This is a genomic window from Geodermatophilus sp. SYSU D00700 (assembly GCF_054050255.1).
Genome location: NZ_JBJGZA010000059.1, coordinates 1 through 19,038, shown reverse-complemented (window position 1 = coordinate 19,038; position 19,038 = coordinate 1). Strand labels below are relative to the sequence as shown.

21 protein-coding genes are annotated in these 19,038 nt (G+C 74.2%); 12 read left to right on the top strand and 9 right to left on the bottom strand.

What is annotated here, in order from left to right:
- Nucleotides 1-89: 89 nt before the first annotated feature.
- From ACI79V_RS23565 to ACI79V_RS23555, 3 genes are read left to right on the top strand one after another with little or no spacing between them, the layout of a single operon-like run.
- The gene (locus ACI79V_RS23565) at nt 90-566 is read left to right on the top strand and encodes a formate/nitrite transporter family protein (protein WP_456893247.1); all 477 of its coding nucleotides are present in this window, start codon (nt 90-92) and stop codon (nt 564-566) included.
- Between the two features lie 54 nt (nt 567-620).
- The gene (locus ACI79V_RS23560; protein WP_456893245.1) at nt 621-1,523 is read left to right on the top strand and encodes an ATP-binding cassette domain-containing protein; all 903 of its coding nucleotides are present in this window, start codon (nt 621-623) and stop codon (nt 1,521-1,523) included.
- Entirely contained in the window at nt 1,520-2,263 is a 744-nt protein-coding gene (locus ACI79V_RS23555) for an ABC transporter permease (protein WP_456893243.1), read from the top strand. The genes ACI79V_RS23560 and ACI79V_RS23555 overlap by 4 nt, the downstream gene beginning before the upstream one ends.
- On the opposite strand, the gene ACI79V_RS23550 is transcribed toward ACI79V_RS23555, so the two are convergent.
- Together ACI79V_RS23550 and ACI79V_RS23545 are read right to left on the bottom strand one after the other, a co-directional pair.
- Entirely contained in the window at nt 2,260-3,414 is a 1,155-nt protein-coding gene (locus ACI79V_RS23550; RefSeq protein ID WP_456893241.1) for a serine hydrolase domain-containing protein, read from the bottom strand. The two genes, ACI79V_RS23555 and ACI79V_RS23550, sit on opposite strands and share 4 nt — an antisense overlap.
- Nucleotides 3,415-3,457: 43 nt before the next feature.
- Complete coding sequence (locus ACI79V_RS23545) at nt 3,458-4,006, bottom strand: DUF1990 family protein (protein WP_456893239.1); 549 nt, start codon at nt 4,004-4,006, stop codon at nt 3,458-3,460.
- A 24-nt stretch (nt 4,007-4,030) separates the two neighbouring features.
- On the opposite strand from ACI79V_RS23545, the gene ACI79V_RS23540 reads away from it, so the two are divergent.
- The 3 genes from ACI79V_RS23540 to ACI79V_RS23530 all read left to right on the top strand — a co-directional run bounded on the left by ACI79V_RS23540 (nt 4,031) and on the right by ACI79V_RS23530 (nt 7,399).
- Nucleotides 4,031-4,897 (top strand): HipA family kinase, encoded by an 867-nt coding sequence (locus tag ACI79V_RS23540; protein WP_456893237.1) that lies wholly within the window; start codon nt 4,031-4,033, stop codon nt 4,895-4,897.
- A complete protein-coding gene (locus tag ACI79V_RS23535; protein WP_456893235.1) occupies nt 4,894-5,286 on the top strand; it encodes a DUF3037 domain-containing protein in 393 nt (130 codons plus the stop codon). The genes ACI79V_RS23540 and ACI79V_RS23535 overlap by 4 nt, the downstream gene beginning before the upstream one ends.
- Before the next feature lie 127 nt (nt 5,287-5,413).
- Nucleotides 5,414-7,399 (top strand): PhoX family protein, encoded by a 1,986-nt coding sequence (locus ACI79V_RS23530; RefSeq protein WP_456893233.1) that lies wholly within the window; start codon nt 5,414-5,416, stop codon nt 7,397-7,399.
- A 55-nt stretch (nt 7,400-7,454) separates the two neighbouring features.
- On the opposite strand, the gene ACI79V_RS23525 is transcribed toward ACI79V_RS23530, so the two are convergent.
- The 6 genes from ACI79V_RS23525 to ACI79V_RS23500 form a co-directional block, all read right to left on the bottom strand.
- A complete protein-coding gene (locus ACI79V_RS23525) occupies nt 7,455-7,748 on the bottom strand; it encodes a 4a-hydroxytetrahydrobiopterin dehydratase (protein ID WP_456893231.1) in 294 nt (97 codons plus the stop codon).
- A 19-nt stretch (nt 7,749-7,767) separates the two neighbouring features.
- On the bottom strand, nt 7,768-8,478 hold the full coding sequence (locus ACI79V_RS23520; RefSeq protein WP_456893229.1) for a phosphoadenylyl-sulfate reductase: 711 nt from the start codon (nt 8,476-8,478) through the stop codon (nt 7,768-7,770).
- A 181-nt stretch (nt 8,479-8,659) separates the two neighbouring features.
- Complete coding sequence (locus ACI79V_RS23515) at nt 8,660-10,330, bottom strand: nitrite/sulfite reductase (protein ID WP_456893228.1); 1,671 nt, start codon at nt 10,328-10,330, stop codon at nt 8,660-8,662.
- Nucleotides 10,331-10,428: 98 nt separating this feature from the next.
- Nucleotides 10,429-10,524, bottom strand: a complete 96-nt coding sequence (locus ACI79V_RS23510; protein ID WP_456893225.1) for a putative leader peptide — start codon at nt 10,522-10,524, stop codon at nt 10,429-10,431.
- 32 nt (nt 10,525-10,556) lie between these two features.
- Nucleotides 10,557-11,165: an adenylyl-sulfate kinase gene (gene cysC, locus ACI79V_RS23505; RefSeq protein WP_456893223.1), complete on the bottom strand. Its 609-nt coding sequence runs from the start codon at nt 11,163-11,165 to the stop codon at nt 10,557-10,559.
- Between the two features lie 34 nt (nt 11,166-11,199).
- On the bottom strand, nt 11,200-11,670 hold the full coding sequence (locus ACI79V_RS23500) for an RrF2 family transcriptional regulator (protein ID WP_456873877.1): 471 nt from the start codon (nt 11,668-11,670) through the stop codon (nt 11,200-11,202).
- Nucleotides 11,671-11,704: 34 nt separating this feature from the next.
- Between ACI79V_RS23500 and ACI79V_RS23495 the strand changes: the two genes are divergently transcribed.
- Nucleotides 11,705-12,481 carry a (deoxy)nucleoside triphosphate pyrophosphohydrolase gene (locus tag ACI79V_RS23495; protein ID WP_456893221.1) on the top strand — a complete coding sequence of 259 codons (777 nt, stop codon included), beginning with the start codon at nt 11,705-11,707 and terminating at the stop codon, nt 12,479-12,481.
- 57 nt (nt 12,482-12,538) lie between these two features.
- On the opposite strand, the gene ACI79V_RS23490 is transcribed toward ACI79V_RS23495, so the two are convergent.
- Nucleotides 12,539-12,709, bottom strand: a complete 171-nt coding sequence (locus ACI79V_RS23490) for a CsbD family protein (RefSeq protein ID WP_204693118.1) — start codon at nt 12,707-12,709, stop codon at nt 12,539-12,541.
- 351 nt (nt 12,710-13,060) lie between these two features.
- Between ACI79V_RS23490 and ACI79V_RS23485 the strand changes: the two genes are divergently transcribed.
- From ACI79V_RS23485 to ACI79V_RS23465, 5 genes are all read left to right on the top strand, one after another.
- Nucleotides 13,061-14,716, top strand: coding sequence for a peptide ABC transporter substrate-binding protein (locus ACI79V_RS23485; RefSeq protein WP_456893219.1), 1,656 nt, complete (start codon nt 13,061-13,063; stop codon nt 14,714-14,716).
- A gap of 151 nt (nt 14,717-14,867) precedes the next feature.
- The gene (locus tag ACI79V_RS23480) at nt 14,868-15,791 is read left to right on the top strand and encodes an ABC transporter permease (protein WP_456893217.1); all 924 of its coding nucleotides are present in this window, start codon (nt 14,868-14,870) and stop codon (nt 15,789-15,791) included.
- Nucleotides 15,784-16,755 carry an ABC transporter permease gene (locus tag ACI79V_RS23475; RefSeq protein WP_456893215.1) on the top strand — a complete coding sequence of 324 codons (972 nt, stop codon included), beginning with the start codon at nt 15,784-15,786 and terminating at the stop codon, nt 16,753-16,755. Before ACI79V_RS23480 ends, ACI79V_RS23475 begins: the two co-directional genes overlap by 8 nt.
- A complete protein-coding gene (locus ACI79V_RS23470; RefSeq protein WP_456893213.1) occupies nt 16,752-17,813 on the top strand; it encodes an ABC transporter ATP-binding protein in 1,062 nt (353 codons plus the stop codon). The genes ACI79V_RS23475 and ACI79V_RS23470 overlap by 4 nt, the downstream gene beginning before the upstream one ends.
- A complete protein-coding gene (locus ACI79V_RS23465; protein ID WP_456893212.1) occupies nt 17,797-18,921 on the top strand; it encodes an ABC transporter ATP-binding protein in 1,125 nt (374 codons plus the stop codon). Before ACI79V_RS23470 ends, ACI79V_RS23465 begins: the two co-directional genes overlap by 17 nt.
- The last annotated feature ends 117 nt before the right edge of the window (nt 18,922-19,038 follow it).

The window sequence follows — 19,038 nt, the reverse complement described above, 5'->3', positions numbered from 1 at the left end:
CCCCCCCCCCCCCCCCCCCCCCCCCCCGCCCCCCCCCCCCCGCCCCCCCCCCCCCCCCCCCCCCCCCCCCCCCCCCCCCCCCCCCCCGGCTGTGGTCGGGGACCCTGGTGGCCAACCTGGTCGGCGGGTGGCTGTTCATGTGGCTGGTCGCGCACGGCTTCCCCGAGCTGGGACCCACGCTGGTCGAGTCGGCGCGGCACTTCGTCGAGTCGCCGCTGGACCTGCGCGCGGTGTGCCTGGCCTTCCTCGGCGGCGTCGTCATCACGCTGATGACCCGCATGCAGAACGGCACCGCCGCCGACGGCGCGAAGATCGTGGCCGCGGTGGCGGGCGCGTTCGTCCTCGCCGGGCTGCAGCTCTTCCACTCGGTCCTGGACTCGCTGCTGGCCTTCGGCGCCATCCACACCGGCACGGCGCCCTTCGGCTACGGCGAGTGGCTCGCCTGGTTCTGGTACGTGACGCTGCTCAACATGGCCGGCGGGCTGCTGGTCGTCACGCTCCTGCGCCTGGTGCGCAGCAAGGAGCTGCTGCAGCGGGAGCGGGCCGCGGCCGCCGCCGAGGAGTGAGGACGCGCGCCGAGCCTGCGCGGGCCGGGCGCCTCCGGTGGCCAGACTGTCGGCGTGATCAGGGTCGACGGGCTGACCAAGCGCTATTGCACCCGCGTCGCCGTCGACGACGTGTCCTTCACCGTCTCGCCGGGCCGGGTCACCGGCTTCCTCGGGCCCAACGGCTCGGGCAAGACGACGACGATGCGCTGCGTCCTGGGCCTGACCCGGCCCACCGCGGGCACCGCGACCGTCCTCGGCGTGCCCTACCGGGAGCTCGACGTCCCGATGCGGCGGGTGGGCGCGCTGGTGGACCCACGGGCCCGCCACCCCGGCCGCACCGCGTACGCCCACCTGCTCGCGCTGGCGCAGAGCAACGGGCTGCCCGCGTCCCGAGTCGACGACGTCGTCGAGCTCGTGGGGCTCGGCGCCGTGGCGCACGAGCGGGTCCGCGGCTTCTCCCTCGGCATGGGCCAGCGGCTGGGCATCGCCGTGGCGCTGCTCGGCGACCCCGAGGTGCTGCTGCTCGACGAGCCGGTCAACGGCCTGGACCCCGAGGGCATCCGGTGGGTGCGCGGGCTGCTGCGCGACCTCGCCGGCGAGGGCCGCACCGTGCTGGTCTCCAGCCACCTCATGAGCGAGATGGAGGACACCGCCGACCACCTGGTCGTCCTCGGCCGTGGCCGGCTGCTGGCCGACGTCGCCATGGCCGACCTGCTGGGCCGTGGCGCCGCGGTGCGGGTCCGCAGCCCCCGGGCGCCGCAGCTGGCCGTCGCGCTGCACCGGGCCGGTGCCGTGGTGTCCGGGGAGGCCGACGGCTCGCTGCGGGTGGCCGGTCTCGACGCCGCGGCCGTCGGCGACGTCGCCTTCGCCGCCGCGGCGCCGGTGCACGAGCTGACCACGGTGGTGGCCTCGCTGGAGGCCGCCTACCTGGCGCTCACCGGCGAGGACGTCGAGTACCGGGCGGGGGCGGCGTGAGCGTCGCGCTGACCGCGGTGCTGCGCAGCGAGCAGACCAAGCTGCGGACGCTGCGCTCGACGTGGTGGTGCGCTGCCGTGTACGTGCTGGTCGTGGGCGCCTTCGCCTGGCTGGCCGCCGGGACCACCACCAGCGCGCCCACCGCCGACTCCGCCGTCGGGGTGGTGCTCACCGGCTTCGCCTTCGGGCAGGTGGTGCTCGTCGTCCTCGGGGTGCTGGCGGTGACCGCGGAGTCCGCCAGCGGCATGGCGCTGGCCTCGCTGGTGGCGGTGCCGCGCCGGACGCGGCTGCTGGCGGCCAAGACCGCCGTCGTCGCGGGCTGGACGGCGCTGACCACCGCGCTGCTGGTGGCCGGGTGCGTGCTGGCCGCGCGGGTGCTGGTCGCGGTGCCCGGCGGCGTGTCGTCCACCGACCCGGACGTGCTCCGCCCGGCCGGCCTGCAGGTGGCCGGGGCGGTGCTGGTCACCGTGCTGGCCACCGGCCTGGGCGCGGTGCTGCGCTCCACCGCCGGGGCGCTCGGGCTCGGCATCGCGCTGGTGTTCGTCGCCCCGCCGGCGCTGGCGCTGGCCGGCGGGCGCACCGCCGAGCTGCTGTCGCAGGCGATGCCCGCGCTGCGGGTGGGGGAGGACGCGTTTCTCGCCGTCCCCACGAGCTGGCCGGTGGGCCTGGCGGTGGCCGGGGCGTGGGCCGCCGCAGCGTGGGTCGCCGGTGCCGTGCTGCTCGAGCGGCGCGACGTCTAGCGCGGACCGAAGGCGACCGCGCGGACGTCGTCGAACACCGCCGGTGGAGTGGGTGAGGACCACATCTGGTTGGTCAGCAGCACCGCCGTCGTCCCGGTGACCGGGTCGGTCCACCAGGAGCCGCCCAGCCCGCCGTCCCAGCCGAAGGAGCCGGCGTGCCGGCCCTGCGGCTCGTCCTCCCGGCGCACGCCGATGCCCAGCCCCCAGCCGCCGCCCTCGGCGTCGACCCGGCCGGCCTGCTCGGTGAGCATGGCGGCGACGGTGTGCTCGGCGAGCACCCGCCGCCCGTTCGGCGTCCGGCCGCCCGCCAGCAGCACCGCGGCGAGGGCGGCGAGGTCGTCGACGGTGGAGACCAGCCCGTCCCCGCCGTCCGGGAAGGACGGCGGGGAGGCCCACTGGCCGTCGGGCGGGTCGTAGAGCCCGCGCCGGCCGTCGTCGCCCGGCGGTGTCCAGTGCGGCCCGAGGCGGTCCCGGGCGCCGTCGGGGACGCCGAAGCCGGTGCTGGTCATCCCCAGCGGCGCCAGCACCCGCTCGCCGAGCACCTCGGGCAGCGGGCGGCCCGCGGCGCGGGACACCAGCACGCCCAGCACGCTCGCGCCGGTGTGGTAGAGCCAGCGCTCCCCGGGCTGGTACGCCAGCGGCACCGAGGCCAGCCGGCGCAGCCACTCGTCCGGGGGCGGCGCGGCCTGCGGTGCCGGGGGACCGGCCGGCAGTCCTGCCTCGCCCAGCGCGGCCACGGTCGGCGTCGGCCAGGGGGCGGTGAAGTCCAGGCCGGTACCCAGACGGAAGGTCAGCACGTCGCGGACGGTGATCGGCCGCCGGGCCGACACCGTCCCCGCGCCCGCGTCGGCGGGGTCGGCCAGCACGCGGAGGCCGGCCAGCTCGGGCAGGTGGGCGTCGACCGGGTCGTCGAGGCCCAGCGTGCCGTCGTCGACCAGGGTGAGGGCGGCGGCCGCGACCACCGGCTTGGTGACCGAGGCGATGCGGAAGACGGTGTCGGGGGTGACCGCGTCGTCCCCGCCGGGGGTGTGCGTGCCGGCGGCTCCGCGGGCGACCTCGCCGTCGCGGGCCACCCACCAGGCCGCGCCCGGCACCGCCCCGGCGGCCACCGCGCGGCCCACCACCTGCGCCACGTCCTGCACCAGTCCCATCTCCTGCCGACCGGCCGGGGACATGGAAGTCATCGGCCGCGAGTCATCGGCCGCGGGCGGCCCGGCGCAGGGCGGACAGGTAGCGGCGGGTGGCCAGGCCCTGCACGAACCGGCTGACCGGGGGGACGGCGCGGGCGGTCGGCGTGGCCAGCCGGGAGAACACCCGGATCGAGACGACGACGTCGCCGCCCTCGGCCAGCCGCACGGTGAAGCACTCCTCGCCGCTCTCCGGGTGCCCGGGCAGGGTGCCGTAGGCGAAGCCGCGCTCGTCCCCGGTGGTCGACGCCCACACCACCCGGCAGGGGATGTCGTAGCCCAGCCGCGACAGCCCCGCGGTGAGGACGACGACGGTGCCGACCTCGCCCGCCGGCCCGCTCGCCCGCACCCGCAGCCCCACGCTGCGCTGCGGCGTCCAGTCGAAGACCGCCGCCGCCACCCGCTCGAACGTGTCCCGGCCCGCGCCGACCGTCTCGCACCACTCGCCGTGCAGGTAGCCGGCCGGCAGCTCGGCGTCCCGCGTGGCCCCGGCCTCGGCGTAGGTGAGCGGCGCGTCGCGGAGGCCCTCGGGCGACGCGGCCCGGAACAGGCCCATGTGTGCAGTGTGGACCGGCGTAGGTTGACCGGCACTGTGCTGCCCGCCGTCACCGCCACCCGCTACGTCACCCCGCTGCGCGAGGGTGGCTCGCTGCCCGGGCTCATGGAGGCCGACGACCTGGGCACCTACGTGGTCAAGTGGCGCGCCGCCGGCCAGGGCGTGCGGGTGCTGGTCGCCGAGGTGGTCTGCGGCGAGCTCGCCCGCGCGCTGGCCCTCCCGGTGCCCGCGCTGGTCACCGTGGACGTCGCGCCGGAGCTGGCCGTGGGCGAGCCCGACCCCGAGGTGCAGGAGCTGCTGCAGCGCTCGGCCGGCCCCAACCTGGGCCTGGACTACCTGCCCGGAGCGCTGGACTTCGAGGCCGGCGCCGGCTCGGTGGGCTCCGAGCAGGCCGGGCGGGTGCTGTGGTTCGACGCGCTGGTGGGCAACGTCGACCGGTCGTGGCGCAACCCGAACATGCTGTTCTGGCACGGGCGGCTGCAGCTGATCGACCACGGCGCCGCGCTGACCTTCCACCACCACTGGCCCGGCGCGCCGGCCGCCGTCGTCCGTCCCTACGACGCCGCGCAGCACGCGCTCCTCGAGTGCTCGCCGGACGTCCGCGCGGCCGATGCGGCGCTCGCCGGCCGGGTCACCCGCCCGCTGCTGGAGGAGGTCCTGCGCCAGGTGCCCGACGACTGGCTCGAGGGCCCCGAGCCCGGGGAGGCCCCCGACGACGTCCGCGAGCGCTACGTCGCCCAGCTGCTGGCGCGCCTGGCCGCGCGGGACGCGTGGCTGCCCGGGGTGGTGGCCGCGGCCGCCGCGGGCGGGTCGCGCCGGCGGGCGCCGCGCGGGGAGAACCGGCCCGCCTGGCTGGGCCCGCCCCCGCCCGAGGGGGTCACGCAGCGGTGAGCCGCGAGACCTTCGAGTACGCCGTGCTGCGCGTGGTGCCGCGGGTCGAGCGGGGCGAGTCGCTCAACGCCGGCGTCCTCGTCTACTGCCGGCAGCGCGACTACCTCGGCAGCCGGGTGCACCTCGACGTCGACCGGCTGCGGGCGCTGGACCCGACCGCCGACCCCGACGCGATCGGCCAGGCGCTGCAGGCCGCCGCGGACGTGTGCGCCGCCGACCCCGCCGCGGGCGCCGCGGGCCGGGAGGCGCTGGGCTCGCGCTTCCGCTGGCTCACCGCCCCGCGCAGCACCGTCGTCCAGCCCGGCCCGGTGCACACCGGGCTGACCGAGGACCCCGACGCCGAGGCCGACCGGCTGCTGCGGCTGCTGGTACTCCCCGTCACGGAGTGAGCACAGCCCGGTGAACGGGCGGTGACCCACACGTTCCCCGGCTGGTCACCGCGGGGACGGCGGGACGTCGTACGGCGCTCCTAGCGTCCCCGCCGACCCGCACACCCGAGTCCGGAGCAGCTCTCTCATGACCCTGACGCCCGAGCGTCCCGCCGACGTGCCCGACGAGCTCCCCGCGGAGGTGGGGACCGACGTCAGCGACGACCCGGACGACACCCCGTCCAACCCGACGACCGAGCGGCCCTTCTGGGCCGTGGCCGAGGCCCGGCTGTCCCGGCGGTCGGTGATCGCCGGCGGCATGCTGGCCGCTGCCGGCTTCCTGACCTCCTCGCTCGTCCGGACGCCGGCCGCCTCCGCCGCTCCCGGCGGCACCCCGGGTGCGCCCGCGCCGGCCGGCCCCGTGCTGGGCTTCCAGGCGATCGCGCCGAGCACCGCCGACGAGGTCGTCGTGCCGCCGGGCTACACCGCCGTCCCCTTCATCCCGTGGGGGACGCCGATCACCGGCTCGTTCCCCGCCTTCCGGCCCGGCCTGCCGACCGCCGGCGGCAACACCGCAGACGAACAGGCCCAGCAGGTGGGCACCCACCACGACGGCATGACCTACTTCCCGGTGCGCCCGGCCGCCGCCGGCAACCAGCACGGCGTGCTCGTGCTCAACCACGAGTACACCGACGAGAACTACCTGCAGACCGGGACCAGCACCCGGCCGCCGCGCGCCCAGTACACCGCCGAGATGGTGCGCAAGTCGCAGAACGCGCACGGCGTGAGCGTCGTCGAGGTCCGCCACCAGGGCCGCAACGGCTGGACCGTCGTCCGCTCGCCGCTCAACCGGCGGATCACCGCGACCACGCCGATGGCCTTCTCGGGTCCGGCCGCGGGCAGCCAGCTGCTGCGCACCGCCGCCGACCCGGCCGGCCGCACGCCGCTGGGCACGATCAACAACTGCGGCAACGGCGAGACCCCGTGGGGCACCTACCTGACCTGCGAGGAGAACTTCAACGGCTACTTCCGCGTGGAGCCGGGCGCCTACGACCCCGCCGACCAGGCCGACCTGGCCCGCTACGGCGTCGGCGGGGACTCCTACTACTGGGCCGACCACGACCCGCGCTTCGTCGTCCGCCCGGGCGACGCGCACGAGCCCAACCGGTTCGGCTGGGTGGTGGAGATCGACCCGCTCGACCCGCGGTCGGTGCCGGTGAAGCGCACGGCGCTGGGCCGGCTCAAGCACGAGGACGCCACCGCGCACACCGCCCGCGACGGCCGGCTGGTCGTCTACATGGGCGACGACCAGGTCAACGAGTACGTCTACAAGTTCGTCAGCGCCCGCCCGTGGGAGCAGATGCGCCGGCAGGGCGTCAGCCCCCTCGACGAGGGCACCCTGTACGTCGCCCGCTTCGCCGAGGACGGCACCGGGACGTGGATCCCGCTGGTGCACGGGCAGAACGGGCTCACCGCGGCCAACGGGTTCGCCGACCAGGCGGCGGTCCTGGTGCGCACCCGGCAGGCCGCCACGCGGGTCGCGGCCACGCCGATGGACCGGCCCGAGTGGAGCGCGGTCGACCCGCGCACCGGCACGGTGTACGTGACGCTGACCAACAACACGACCCGCGCCACCGCGAACGGCCCCAACCCCCGCGTGTCCAACCGCTGGGGCCACATCGTCCGCTGGGAGGAGGCCGGCGGCGACCACACCGCGACGTCGTTCCGCTGGGACCTGTTCCTGCTGGCCGGCCCCGGGGGCGGCGTCGACGGCTCGACCGTCGCGCCCGAGGACGCCTTCGGCTCGCCCGACGGCCTGTGGGTCGACCCCGACGGCCGCGCCTGGATCCAGACCGACGGCACCCAGCCGGCTCAGGCGAACAACCAGATGCTGGCCGCCGACGCCTCGGCGCCGTTCGACCAGGAGCCCGAGGTGCGCCGCTTCCTGACCGGCGTGGTCGGCTGCGAGGTCACCGGCATCGCCACGACGCCGGACCGGCGCACGCTGTTCGTCAACCTGCAGCACCCCGGGGAGAACGGCGGCAGCACCTGGCCCCGGCTCGACGGCGTGACCACGCCCCGGTCGGCCACGGTCGTCGTCACCAAGGACGACGGCGGGGTCATCGGTTCCTGACCCCGGTACGACGGCGGCGCCGGGACCTCGCGGGAGGTCCCGGCGCCGTCGTCGTTCAGCCGGGGAAGAGGCCGTCGATGCGGCGGGCCAGCTCCAGGTCGAGCTCGCTCACGCCGCCGGCGGAGTGGCTGACCAGCGTGACGTCGAGCCGGCGCCAGCGCAGGTCGACGTCCGGGTGGTGGTCGAGCTGCTCGGCGACGAAGCCGATCCGCACGATCGCGGCCACGGCGTCGGCGAAGGTCGGCAGCTCCAGCGTGCGACGCAGCCCCGCGAGGTCGCCCGACCACAGCGGCAGGTCGGCCAGCGCGGCGGCGAGCTCCTCGGGGGACAGCTTCGGCGGTCGGGGCACGGCTGTCAGTCCTACCGGGTCAGAGGTGCAGGCCGCACTCGGTCTTGCCGCGGCCGGCCCAGCGTCCGGCGCGCGGGTCCTCGCCCGGGGCGACCGGCCGGGTGCAGGGCTCGCAGCCGATGGAGGCGTAGCCCAGCTCGTGCAGCGGGTTCACCGGCACCTGGTGCTCGGCGACGTAGGTGTCGACGTCGGCCTGCGTCCAGGCGGCCAGCGGGTTGACCTTCACCATGCCCCGCTTGGCGTCCCAGTCGACGACCCGGGTGCCCGCGCGGGTCGCGGCCTCGTCGCGGCGCACCCCCGAGCCCCACGCCGCGTAGCCGGCCAGCGCCGTCGCCAGCGGCTGCACCTTGCGCAGCGAGCAGCACAGGTCGGGTTCGCGCCGGTGCAGCTCCGGACCGTGCTCGGCGTCCTGCTCGGCCACCGTCTGCGCCGGCGTCACGTTGACCAGCGTGATCGGCAGGACACCGCTGATCCAGTCGCGGGTGCCGATCGTCTCGGCGAAGTGGTAGCCGGTGTCGAGGAAGACGACGTGCACGCCCGGGACCGCCCGGGAGGCGAGGTGGGCCAGCAGCCCGTCGGCCATCGACGAGGTGACGGCGAACCCGTCGCCGAAGGTCTCGCCGGCCCAGCGGAGCACGGCGAGGGCCTGCTCGACCGGGTCGGCGATCCCCCCGAAGCGGGCGTCGGCCTCCGCGGCCAGCTGCGGCGTGGCCCGCACGGCGGTGGTCATGGTCGCTGCACCCCTGTCCCGGTCAGGCGGACGGCGAACGTGCGGAGGCAGGCGGCACAGTGCCACTCGCCGCCGGACTCCCCGGTGGGGGTCAGCTCCTCGTCACCGCAGTACGGGCAGTGGAACACGGGGAGCTGGCGCTGCCTTCCCGCGCGGCCCCCCGTGTCCTCCGCCTCCTCGCTCACAGCAGCCAGGCCTCCTCGGCCCGCGAGACGTAGGCGGCGAACCGCTCACCGGGCTCGCGCCGCTCGAGGTAGCCGCGCAGTACCCGCTCGCAGTAGTCGGCGGTCTCGGCCTTGGTCACCTTGTGGCCGCGGAACTTGCGGCCGAAGGCCGCCTCGACCCCGAGGTGCCCGCCCAGGTGCACCTGGAAGCCCTCGACCATCTCGCCGGAGTCGTCGCGCACCATCGAGCCCTTGAGGCCGATGTCGGCGGTCTGGAAGCGGGCGCAGCTGTTCGGGCAGCCGTTGACGTTGATGCCGATCGGCTCGTCGAAGCCGGGCAGCCGCTTCTCCAGCTCGGCGTAGAGGTCCTGGGCGTGCTGCTTGGTCTCGACGATGGCGAGCTTGCAGAACTCCAGGCCGGTGCAGGCCATGGTGCCGCGGCGGAAGGCGCTCGGGCGCACCAGCAGGTCGTGCTCGGCCAGCGCGGCGACGAGGTCCTCCACGTGCTCGTCGGGCACGTCCAGGACCACCATCTTCTGCTGGGTGGTCGTCCGGATGCGGCCCGCGCCGTACTCGTCGGCGAGGTCGGCGATCCGGGTGAGCACCGTCCCGGTGATCCGGCCGGTGCGCAGCGCGAAGCCGACGGCGTTGCGGCCGTCCTTCTGCCGCGCGACGCCGACGTGGTCGCGCGACTCGTGCTTCGGCGGCGCGGCCGCGGGCCCGTCGGGCAGCGCGCGGTGCAGGTACTCGTCCTGCAGCACCTGCCGGAACCTCTCCGGGCCCCAGTCGGCCATGAGGAACTTGATCCGGGCCCGGTTGCGCTGCCGCCGGTAGCCGTAGTCGCGGAAGACCGAGGTGCAGGCCGCCCAGACCTCGGTGACCTCCTCCGACCGGACGAACACCCCGACCCGCTGGGCGAACATCGGGTTGGTCGACAGGCCGCCGCCGACCCACAGGTCGTAGCCGGCCTCGCCGTCCGGGCCGACGACGCCGACGAAGGAGACGTCGTCGATCTCGGGCTCGGTGCAGTGGTCGACGCAGCCCGACATCGACGTCTTCCACTTGCGCGGCAGGTTGCTGAACTCCGGGTCGCCCACGTAGCGGGCCACCGTCTGCGCCATGACGCCGGTGGCGTCGACGACCTCGTCCTCGAGGACGCCGGCCAGCGGGCAGTTGAGCATGCCGCGCGGGGTGTCGCCGCAGGCCTCGGTCGTCGTCATGCCGACCGCCTCGAGCCGCTCCCAGATCTCGGGGACGTCCTCGATGCGGATCCAGTGGTACTGGATGTTCTGCCGGTCGGTGACGTCGGCGACGTCGCGGCCGAACTCGGTGCTGATGGCGCCGAGGGTGCGCAGCTGCTCGCTGGTGAGCGCCCCGCCGTCGGTGCGCACCCGCATCATGAAGTAGGAGTCCTCGAGCTCCTCGGGCTCCAGGACGGCGGTCTTCCCGCCGGGGATGCCGGGGGCCCGCTGGGTGTAGAGGCCCATCCAGCGCATCCGGCCGCGCAGGTCACCGGGGTCGATGCCGTCGAAGCCGGTCCTCGAGTAGATGTCGAGGATCCGCTGACGGACCTCGAGGCCGTCGGAGTCCTTCTTCATGCGCTCGTTGGGGTTCAGCGGCTCCCGGTAGCCGAGCGCCCACTGGCCCTGGCCGCGGACGGGCCGGCTGGAACGGGGTGGAGCGGACACGGTGCACTACTTCCTGCGCCGTCCGCGCCGGTTCGTGACCCGCGCGGAGCGCGCTGCCAGATCGGGGACGCGACTCGCGCCGCGGGGAGGACTGGTGGTCAGCGCGCGGCGTGACAGGCGGCGCTGCTGACCCGGGCGAGGTCGACGTGCAGACGCGCGACGAGCAGGCTGCCGCGGTCGGTCACGTCCCCCATGGTCGCACACCCGCGCCGGGCGCCCGTTGCGGTCACGCTGTCGGTGAGCCACGGTCGGCCCCGTCGAGGGCACCGCCCCCAGCCTGCGAGGGGTGGAGAGGACGGGGTGCTCCTGCCATGGCCGCGCGGATGCGCGCCACGGACTCGTCCAGCGGGGTCACCGAGGTGTCGATGACCACCTCGGCGCGCGCCGGCGGCTCGTAGGGGTCGTCGATGCCGGTGAAACCGGAGATCTGCCCGGCCCGGGCCCGCGCGTAGAGGCCCTTGACGTCGCGGGCCTCGCAGACCTCCAGCGGGGTGGCCAGGTGCACCAGCACGAACCGGCCGTGCCGCTCGACCAGCGCCCGCGCCTCCTCGCGCGCCTGCTCGTAGGGCGCGATCGCGGCGACGACGGCGGTGCCGCCGTGCCGGACGACCTCGCCGGCGACGAAGCCGATCCGGCGGATGTTGAGGTCGCGGTCGGCGCGGGAGAAGGACAGCTCGCTGGACAGGTGGGTGCGCACGACGTCGCCGTCGAGGACGGTCACCGGCCGGCCCTCGGCCTCCAGCTGCGCGACCAGGGCGTCGGCGACCGTCGACTTGCCCGCGCCGGACAGGCCGGTGAGGAAGACGGTGACGCCGGGCTGCCGTGCGCTGCTCACCGGGCGAGTCTTCCCCAGCCGCCGGGCGGGCCGGTCAGGCGGGGTCGTCGCCGAACGAGCGCCAGGCGCTCTCGACCGCCACCAGCTCGGCGACGTGGCCGGGCAGCTTCCCGGCGACGACGTCGGCCAGCGTGACCTCCTCCAGCACCCGCCGGTAGGCCTCCCGGGCGGCCACCCAGACGCCGGCCAGCTCGGCGGCGACCCCCGGGTAGCTCACGTCCTCGGGCCGCTGGCCGTGCACCTCGGCGAGGAACCCCTGCTCCACCCGCATGACCCGTGCGATGGAGATCTCCGACGGCGGCAGCGCCAGCCGGTAGCCGCCCTCGCGGCCCCGCTGGCTGGTGACCAGCCGGGCGTGCTGGAGGTCGCCGAGGATGCCCTGCAGGAAGCGGGAGGGGATGTCCTGGGCCCGCGCGATGCGGTCGCAGGTCAGCGCGTCCGGCGCGACGGCGGCCAGCTCGACCGCCGCGCGGACGGCGTAGTCGACCCGGGCCGTGATGCGCACGGGCTCATCCTGCCCCGTCTGGGACCGTGGCGGCGTGGACCGGTTGCACTTCACCACCGTCGTGGCGGCGCCGCTGACCGTCGCCTTCGACGTCGCCCGGGCCCTGGGCCGCCCCTGGCCCTTCCCGCTGGAGGAGGTCGAGTCGGTCCGCCCGGTGTCGGACCTCTACGCGGCCGGGCCCGGTTCCGGCTGGCGGCGGCTGACCCATGCGCGCACGTTCACGGCCACCGGGGCCGGCACCGTCGTCGAGGAGCGGGTCGAGTGGGACACCGGCCTGCCCGGCGTGCTGGGCGGCCTGGCCGACCGGGCGGTGCTGCGCCGCCGGGTGCAGCGGTCGATGCGGCGGCACCTGGACGGTTACGCGGCGGCGGCGGCGCTGCGGGCGCTCGACGTCGTCCAGGTGGTGGGGGCGGCGATCGTCCGCGCGGACGGCGCCTGCGGCGGCGAGGTGCTGGTGGCTCAGCGCGACTCGGGTCCGCTGGCCGGGCTGTGGGAGTTCCCCGGCGGCAAGGTGGAGCCGGGAGAGGACCAGCAGGCCGCGCTGGTGCGGGAGTGCGCGGAGGAGCTCGGGATCACCGTGGCGCCGCGGGCCTTCCTGGGCGAGGTCCCGCTCGACGGCGTCGTCGCGGGCGGCGCCCCGGGTGCCTCGACGCTGCGGGTCTGGGAGGCGCGGCTGGTCGCCGGCGAGCCGGTGGCCCACGAGCACCGCGACCTGCGCTGGGTCCGGGCGGGCGACCTCGAGGACCTCGACTGGATCGCCGCGGACCGCCCGCTGCTGCCCGCCGTCCGCGACCTCCTCGGCCGCCCCTGACACGCCACGGGCGCCGTCCCCGGTAGAGACGCCGCCCGTGGGTGGGGTGAGCTGCCGTTACTTGAAGACGTCCTTGACCTTCTCGCCGGCCTGCTTGAGGTTGCCGGCCGCCTTGTCGTTGGCGCCCTCGGCCTGCAGGTCGCGGTCGCCGGTCGCCTCGCCGACGCGCTCCTTGCCCTCGCCGGAGAGCTCCTGGGCCTTGTTCTTCATCTTGTCGATCCCGCTCACGGTGAGCTCCTCTCTCGGGGGACGAGGGGTTACCCCCCGGTACGGTTCCGACACCCCGGTCGCCCGGACGGCGGAAGTCCTGCGGGATGAGCGCCCGGGGGCCGCAACACGTGTCGTGACGGGGGCGGCGTACCGTGCCCTTTGCATCGCGGCCTACAGGGTCGTGAGCCAGGGTCACAATCCGGTGACGGTCGTGGACGGTCCTCCCCGGGGCTGCCTAGGGTCGCTCGCGGCGTCCCGGGACCGATCCCGGGTGTTCACCTGATGGACGCCGACGCCCGGCCAGTGCGCCCGGGTGAGCATCGACCAGTCCGTTCCCCCCGCAGTTGCGGGACGAGGGAGGCATCGCACGTGAAGTTGAGCAAGCGCCGGTCGGCGCTCGTCGCGACCGGCCTGTCGGCCGCGCTGCTGCTGACCGCCTGTGGCGGCGGCGACGACAGCGAGTCGGGTAGCGGCGGCGGTGGCGGTGAGGGTGGCGGCACCTTCAGCGTCTACGTCGGCGAGCCCGAGAACCCGCTCGTCCCCGGCAACACGACCGAGAGCGAGGGCGCTCAGATCGTGAAGTCGCTGTGGACGGGTCTCGTCCAGTACGCCGAGGACGGCGCGGTCGAGTACACCGGCGTCGCCGAGTCGATCGAGTCCGAGGACAACACCACCTGGACTATCACGCTCAAGGACGGCTGGACCTTCCACGACGGCACGCCGGTCGACGCACAGTCCTTCGTCGACGCCTGGAACTACACCGCGCTGAGCACCAACGCCCAGGGCGGGTCGTACTTCTTCAGCAACATCCAGGGCTACGACCAGCTGCAGGCCCCGACCGACGACGCCGGCAACGTGACGGGCGAGCCGGCCGCCCAGCAGATGAGCGGCCTGCAGGTCGTCGACGACCAGACCTTCACCGTCACGCTGACCGGGCCGTTCGCCCAGTTCCCGGTCACGGTGGGCTACAACGCCTTCTTCCCGCTGCCGGACTCGTTCTTCGAGAACCCGGAGGCCGCCGGCACCAACCCGGTCGGCAACGGCCCCTTCCAGGCCGACGGCGAGTTCACCCCGGGTCAGGGCATCACCCTGAGCCGCTACGAGGACTACGCCGGTGAGAACGCCGCGCAGGCCGACGGGGTGGAGTACCGCGTGTACACCGACCTCAACACCGCCTACACCGACGTGCAGGGCGGCAACCTCGACATCGCCGTGGACATCCCGCCGGACGTCCTGACCACCGTCGCCGACGAGTTCGGGGACCGGTTCATCGAGGCTCCCTCCTCGCGGTTCACCTACGTCGGCATGCCGACGTACGACCCGCGGTACGCCGACAAGCGCGTCCGCCAGGCGATCTCGATGGCCATCGACCGGCAGGCCATCGCCGACGCCATCTTCAACGGCACCTTCGCGGCCGCTGACGACGCCATCGCGCCCGTCGTCGACGGCTACCGCGAGGGCGCCTGCGAGTACTGCGAGCTCGACGTCGAGCGGGCCAACCAGCTGCTCGACGAGGCCGGGTTCGACCGCAGCCAGCCGATCGAGCTGTGGTTCAACGCCGGCGCCGGCCACGACGCGTGGATGGAGGCCGTGGGCAACCAGCTGCGCGAGAACCTCGGGGTCGACTACGTCCTGCGGGGCGACCTCGACTTCTCCGAGTACCTGCCGCTCGGTGACGAGCAGGGCTTCACCGGTCCGTTCCGCCTCGGCTGGAGCATGGACTACCCGAGCCCGCAGAACTACCTCGAGCCGCTGTACTCCACCGCGGCGCTGCCCCCGGCGGGCTCGAACTCCGCGTTCTACAGCAACCCGCAGTTCGACGAGCTGGTCGCCCAGGGCAACCAGGCCGGGAGCAACGAGGAGGCCATCGAGCTGTACCAGCAGGCCGACGACGTCCTGCTCGAGGACATGCCCATCCTCCCGATGTTCTTCGGCGTGGAGCAGGCGGTCTACTCCGAGAACGTCAGCAACGTGGTCGTCGACGTCTTCGGCCAGGTCGACACCTCCCAGGTGACGGTCAACTGACCTGATCCCGGGGCCCCGCACCACCCGCCGGGGGCGCCTGTCCGCCAGGACAGTCGCCCCCGGCGGCGCGTGCGGGCCCCGATGAGAGCACGATGGACACCGGGGCCGCGCCCGCTGCCGTGCGCCGCCACCACACTTCCCGAGGGGGACCATGGGCCGCTACGTCGCGCGCCGCCTACTGCTCACCATCCCGGTACTGCTCGGCGCGTCCTTCCTGATCTTCGCGATGGTGTACGCCCTCCCAGGCGACCCGATCCGCGCCCTGGGTGGCGACCGGCCGCTCCCGGCGGCCGTCGTGGCCCAGCTGCGGGAGGACTTCAACCTCAACGACCCGCTGTTCATCCAGTACGTCAAGTACATCGGCGACCTGGTGCAGGGCGACCTGGGCACGGACTTCCGCGGCCGTCCCGTGCTGGACACCATCGAGCAGCGGCTGCCGGTGACCGTCCGGCTGACCGTCGTCGCCATCCTGTTCGAGGCGGTCATCGGCCTGATCGCCGGCCTGCTCGCCGGCATCCGCCGCAACAGCTTCCTGGACAACCTGGTGCTGGTCTCCAGCACGCTGATCGTGTCCATCCCGATCCTCGTGCTGGCGTTCGTGGCCCAGTACGTCTTCGGCCTCGAGCTGGGCTGGTTCCCGATCGCCGGCATCCAGGAGGGCTGGTACTCCTACATCCTCCCGGGCGCGGTCCTCGCCTCGGGATCGCTGGCCTACGTCGCCCGGCTGACGCGCACGAGCGTCGCGGAGAACCTGCGCGCCGACTACGTGCGGACCGCGCGCGCGAAGGGCCTGCCCAACCGCACGGTGATCACCCGGCACCTGCTGCGCAACAGCCTGATCCCGGTGGTCACCTTCATCGGCGCCGACATCGGCACGCTGCTCGGTGGCGCCATCGTCACCGAGGCGGTGTTCAACCTGCCCGGCATCGGGCGGGCGGTCTTCGACGCCGTCCAGGGTCAGGAGGGTGCGGTCGTCGTCGGCATCGTCACCCTGATGGTGTTCTTCTTCATCTTCTTCAACCTGGTGGTGGACGTGCTCTACGCCGTCCTCGACCCGAGGATCCGCTATGACTGACCAGCAGCAGATGGACCTGCGCAAGGACGAGGTCGAGGCCGGGACCACGACGGGACTGGCCAGCCCCTCGGTCGACGTCACCAAGGAACGCCAGAACAGCCTGTGGAGCGACGCCTGGGGTGAGCTCAGGCGCAACCCGCTGTTCTGGATCGGCGCGGTCCTGGGCCTGCTCTTCCTGCTGCTGGCCCTGGTCCCGCAGCTGTTCGCGCGGGGCGCGGATCCCCGGGCCTGCTCGCTGACCAACAGCAACCAGAAGCCGTCGGCCGACCACTGGTTCGGCTTCGACCAGCAGGGCTGCGACTACCTGGCCAACGTCGTGTACGGGGCCCGCAACTCGCTGATCATCGGCGTGACGGCGGTGCTCGTGGTGCTGGTGCTCGGTGTCGTCGTCGGCGCGATCGCCGGTTACTACGGCGGGGTCACCGACAGCGTCCTGTCCCGGCTGGCCGACATCTTCTACGCGCTGCCGCTCATCCTGGGCGCGATCGTCCTGCTGCGGGTGGGCCCGAGCACCGACATCCCGATCATCAACACGCGGGGGCCCGGCGCGGTCGCGATCGCGCTGGCGCTCTTCGGCTGGATGACCGCCATGCGGCTGGTGCGCTCGCAGGTCATCGCGGTGAAGAGCTCGGACTACGTCGCGGCGGCCCGCGCGATGGGCGCCTCCAACGGCCGGATCCTCGTCCGGCACATCCTGCCCAACGCGGTCGCGCCGGTGCTGGTGTACGCGACGATCACCATCGGCGTCCTCATCGCCGCCGAGGCGACGCTGACCTACCTCGGTGTGGGTCTGCAGCGCCCGGCGATCTCGTGGGGCCTGCAGATCGAGGCCGGCCAGTCCCTGCTGCGCTCGGCGCCGCACCTGGTGCTGTTCCCCAGCATCATCCTGACCCTGACCGTGATGGCCTTCATCATGATGGGCGACGCCCTGCGCGACGCCCTCGACCCGAGGCAGCGCGCATGACCAACCTCGACCTGTCCAAGCCCGCGTCCGAGGCGGCCCCGGCCGGCACCCCGCTGCTCGACGTGGACGACCTCCACGTGGAGTTCCGCACCCGCTCCGGCACGGTGCACGCCGTCAACGGCGTGAGCTACAGCCTGGCGGCGGGCGAGACCCTCGCCATCCTCGGTGAGTCCGGCTCCGGCAAGTCGGTCTCGGCCCAGGCGATCATGGGGATCCTCGAGACCCCGCCGGCGGTCATCACCGGCGGCGGCATCTGGTTCGAGGGCAGGAACATGCTCGAGATGTCGGCCGAGGACCAGCGGAGGGTCCGCGGCCCCGGCATCTCGATGATCTTCCAGGACGCGCTGTCGTCGCTGAACCCGGTCTACAGCGTCGGGTTCCAGATCGGCGAGATGTTCCGGGCGCACCGGGGGATGTCGAAGAAGGACGCCCGCAAGCGCGCCGTCGAGCTGATGGACCGCGTGCGGATCCCCGCCGCGGCCCGCCGCGTCGACGACTACCCGCACCAGTTCTCCGGCGGCATGCGCCAGCGCGTGATGATCGCCATGGCCATCGCGCTGGACCCGCGGATCCTCATCGCCGACGAGCCGACCACCGCTCTCGACGTCACCGTGCAGGCGCAGGTCATGGACCTGCTCAAGGACCTGCAGGAGGAGACGGGCATGGGGCTGATCCTCATCACCCACGACCTCGGCGTGGTCAACGAGGTGGCCGACAACGTCGCCGTCATGTACGCCGGCGAGATCGTCGAGCGCGGTACCGTCGACGACGTCTTCACCCACCCCGCCCACCCCTACACCGAGGGGCTCATGGGGTCGGTGCCCCAGGTCGAGCACAAGGGCGGACGGTTGCAGCCGATCGCCGGGCAGCCGCCGAACCTGGCGCGCATCCCGAGCGGCTGCCCGTTCCACCCGCGCTGCGCCCGCCGGCGGCTGGGTGCCGAGGCCGCACCGGGTCGCGAGTGCTCGACCGACGTCCCGCCGCTGCGGCTGGTCGTCCCGGGGCGCGAGGCGGCCTGCCACTACAGCGAGGAGGTTCTCGGTGTCCGAGCCCCGTGAGCACGGCGCCACCGCGGCGTCGTCCCTGTCGAAGCCGGCTCCCACGCCGGCCGCCCCGACGCTGGAGAAGCCCGCTCCGGCCGGGGCGCGCGGGGCGATGGGTGAGACGCTGCTCGAGGTCCAGGGGCTGCAGAAGCACTTCCCGCTGACCCAGGGCATCGTCTTCAAGCGCACGATCGGCCACGTCCGCGCCGTCGACGGGGTGAACCTGCAGCTGCGCCGCGGCGAGACCGTGGGCCTGGTCGGCGAGTCCGGCTGCGGCAAGTCGACGGTGTCGAAGCTGATCGTCGCGCTGGAGAAGCCGACCGCCGGGTCGATCCTCTACAAGGGCAAGGACGTCGCCCGCATGGGCGGCCGCGCGCTCAAGGCCTACCGGCGCGAGGTCCAGATCATCTTCCAGGACCCCTACGCCTCGCTGAACCCGCGGATGACCGTCGGTGACATCGTCGCCGAGGGCTGGGCCGTGCACGACGACGTCGCCCCGAAGAAGGGCCGGCTCAAGCGCACGCAGGAGCTGCTCGACCGCGTCGGGCTCAACCCCGACTACGTCAACCGCTACCCGCACCAGTTCTCCGGCGGCCAGCGGCAGCGCATCGGCATCGCCCGCGCGCTGGCGCTCCAGCCGGAGATCATCGTCTGCGACGAGCCGGTGTCGGCGCTCGACGTCTCGGTGCAGGCGCAGGTGGTCAACCTGCTCGAGGACCTGCAGGACGAGTTCGGCCTGTCCTACCTGTTCATCGCCCACGACCTGTCGGTGGTGCGGCACATCTCCGACCGCGTCGCGGTCATGTACCTCGGCAGCATCGTCGAGGAGGGCACCGACGAGCAGGTGTACGCCTCGCCGTCGCACCCCTACACCCAGGCGCTGCTGTCGTCGGTCCCGCTGCACGAGCCGGCGCTGCGGGGGCAGAAGGACCGGATCCTGCTGCAGGGCGACGTCCCGAGCCCCGCGGACCCGCCCTCGGGCTGCCGCTTCCGCACCCGCTGCTGGAAGGCCCAGGACGTCTGCGCCACCGAGGCGCCGGCGCTGGTCGACCGCGGCCAGGGCCACCCGAGCGCCTGCCACTTCGCCGAGGCCCGGACGGTCGTCCCCGTCGACGCGGAGTAGGCGGCGCCAGGATCAGGTGACCTGATCGTCGGGGGGCCTCCCACCCCGACCCCCCGGCGGGCGGTCCCCCCGCCGGGGGGGCGGGAGCCCCCCCCCCCCTCAAACCCCCCCCCCCCC

Bases quoted from the DNA above. Each gene is read 5' to 3' on its own strand.
- ACI79V_RS23530 (WP_456893233.1), top strand. From the start codon at position 5,414: ATGACCCTGACGCCCGAGCGTCCCGCCGACGTGCCCGACGAGCTCCCC.
- ACI79V_RS23510 (WP_456893225.1), bottom strand. From the start codon at position 10,524: ATGGGGGACGTGACCGACCGCGGCAGCCTGCTCGTCGCGCGTCTGCAC.
- ACI79V_RS23550 (WP_456893241.1), bottom strand. From the start codon at position 3,414: ATGGGACTGGTGCAGGACGTGGCGCAGGTGGTGGGCCGCGCGGTGGCC.
- ACI79V_RS23475 (WP_456893215.1), top strand. From the start codon at position 15,784: ATGACTGACCAGCAGCAGATGGACCTGCGCAAGGACGAGGTCGAGGCC.
- ACI79V_RS23520 (WP_456893229.1), bottom strand. From the start codon at position 8,478: ATGACCACCGCCGTGCGGGCCACGCCGCAGCTGGCCGCGGAGGCCGAC.
- ACI79V_RS23480 (WP_456893217.1), top strand. From the start codon at position 14,868: ATGGGCCGCTACGTCGCGCGCCGCCTACTGCTCACCATCCCGGTACTG.
- ACI79V_RS23545 (WP_456893239.1), bottom strand. From the start codon at position 4,006: ATGGGCCTGTTCCGGGCCGCGTCGCCCGAGGGCCTCCGCGACGCGCCG.
- ACI79V_RS23470 (WP_456893213.1), top strand. From the start codon at position 16,752: ATGACCAACCTCGACCTGTCCAAGCCCGCGTCCGAGGCGGCCCCGGCC.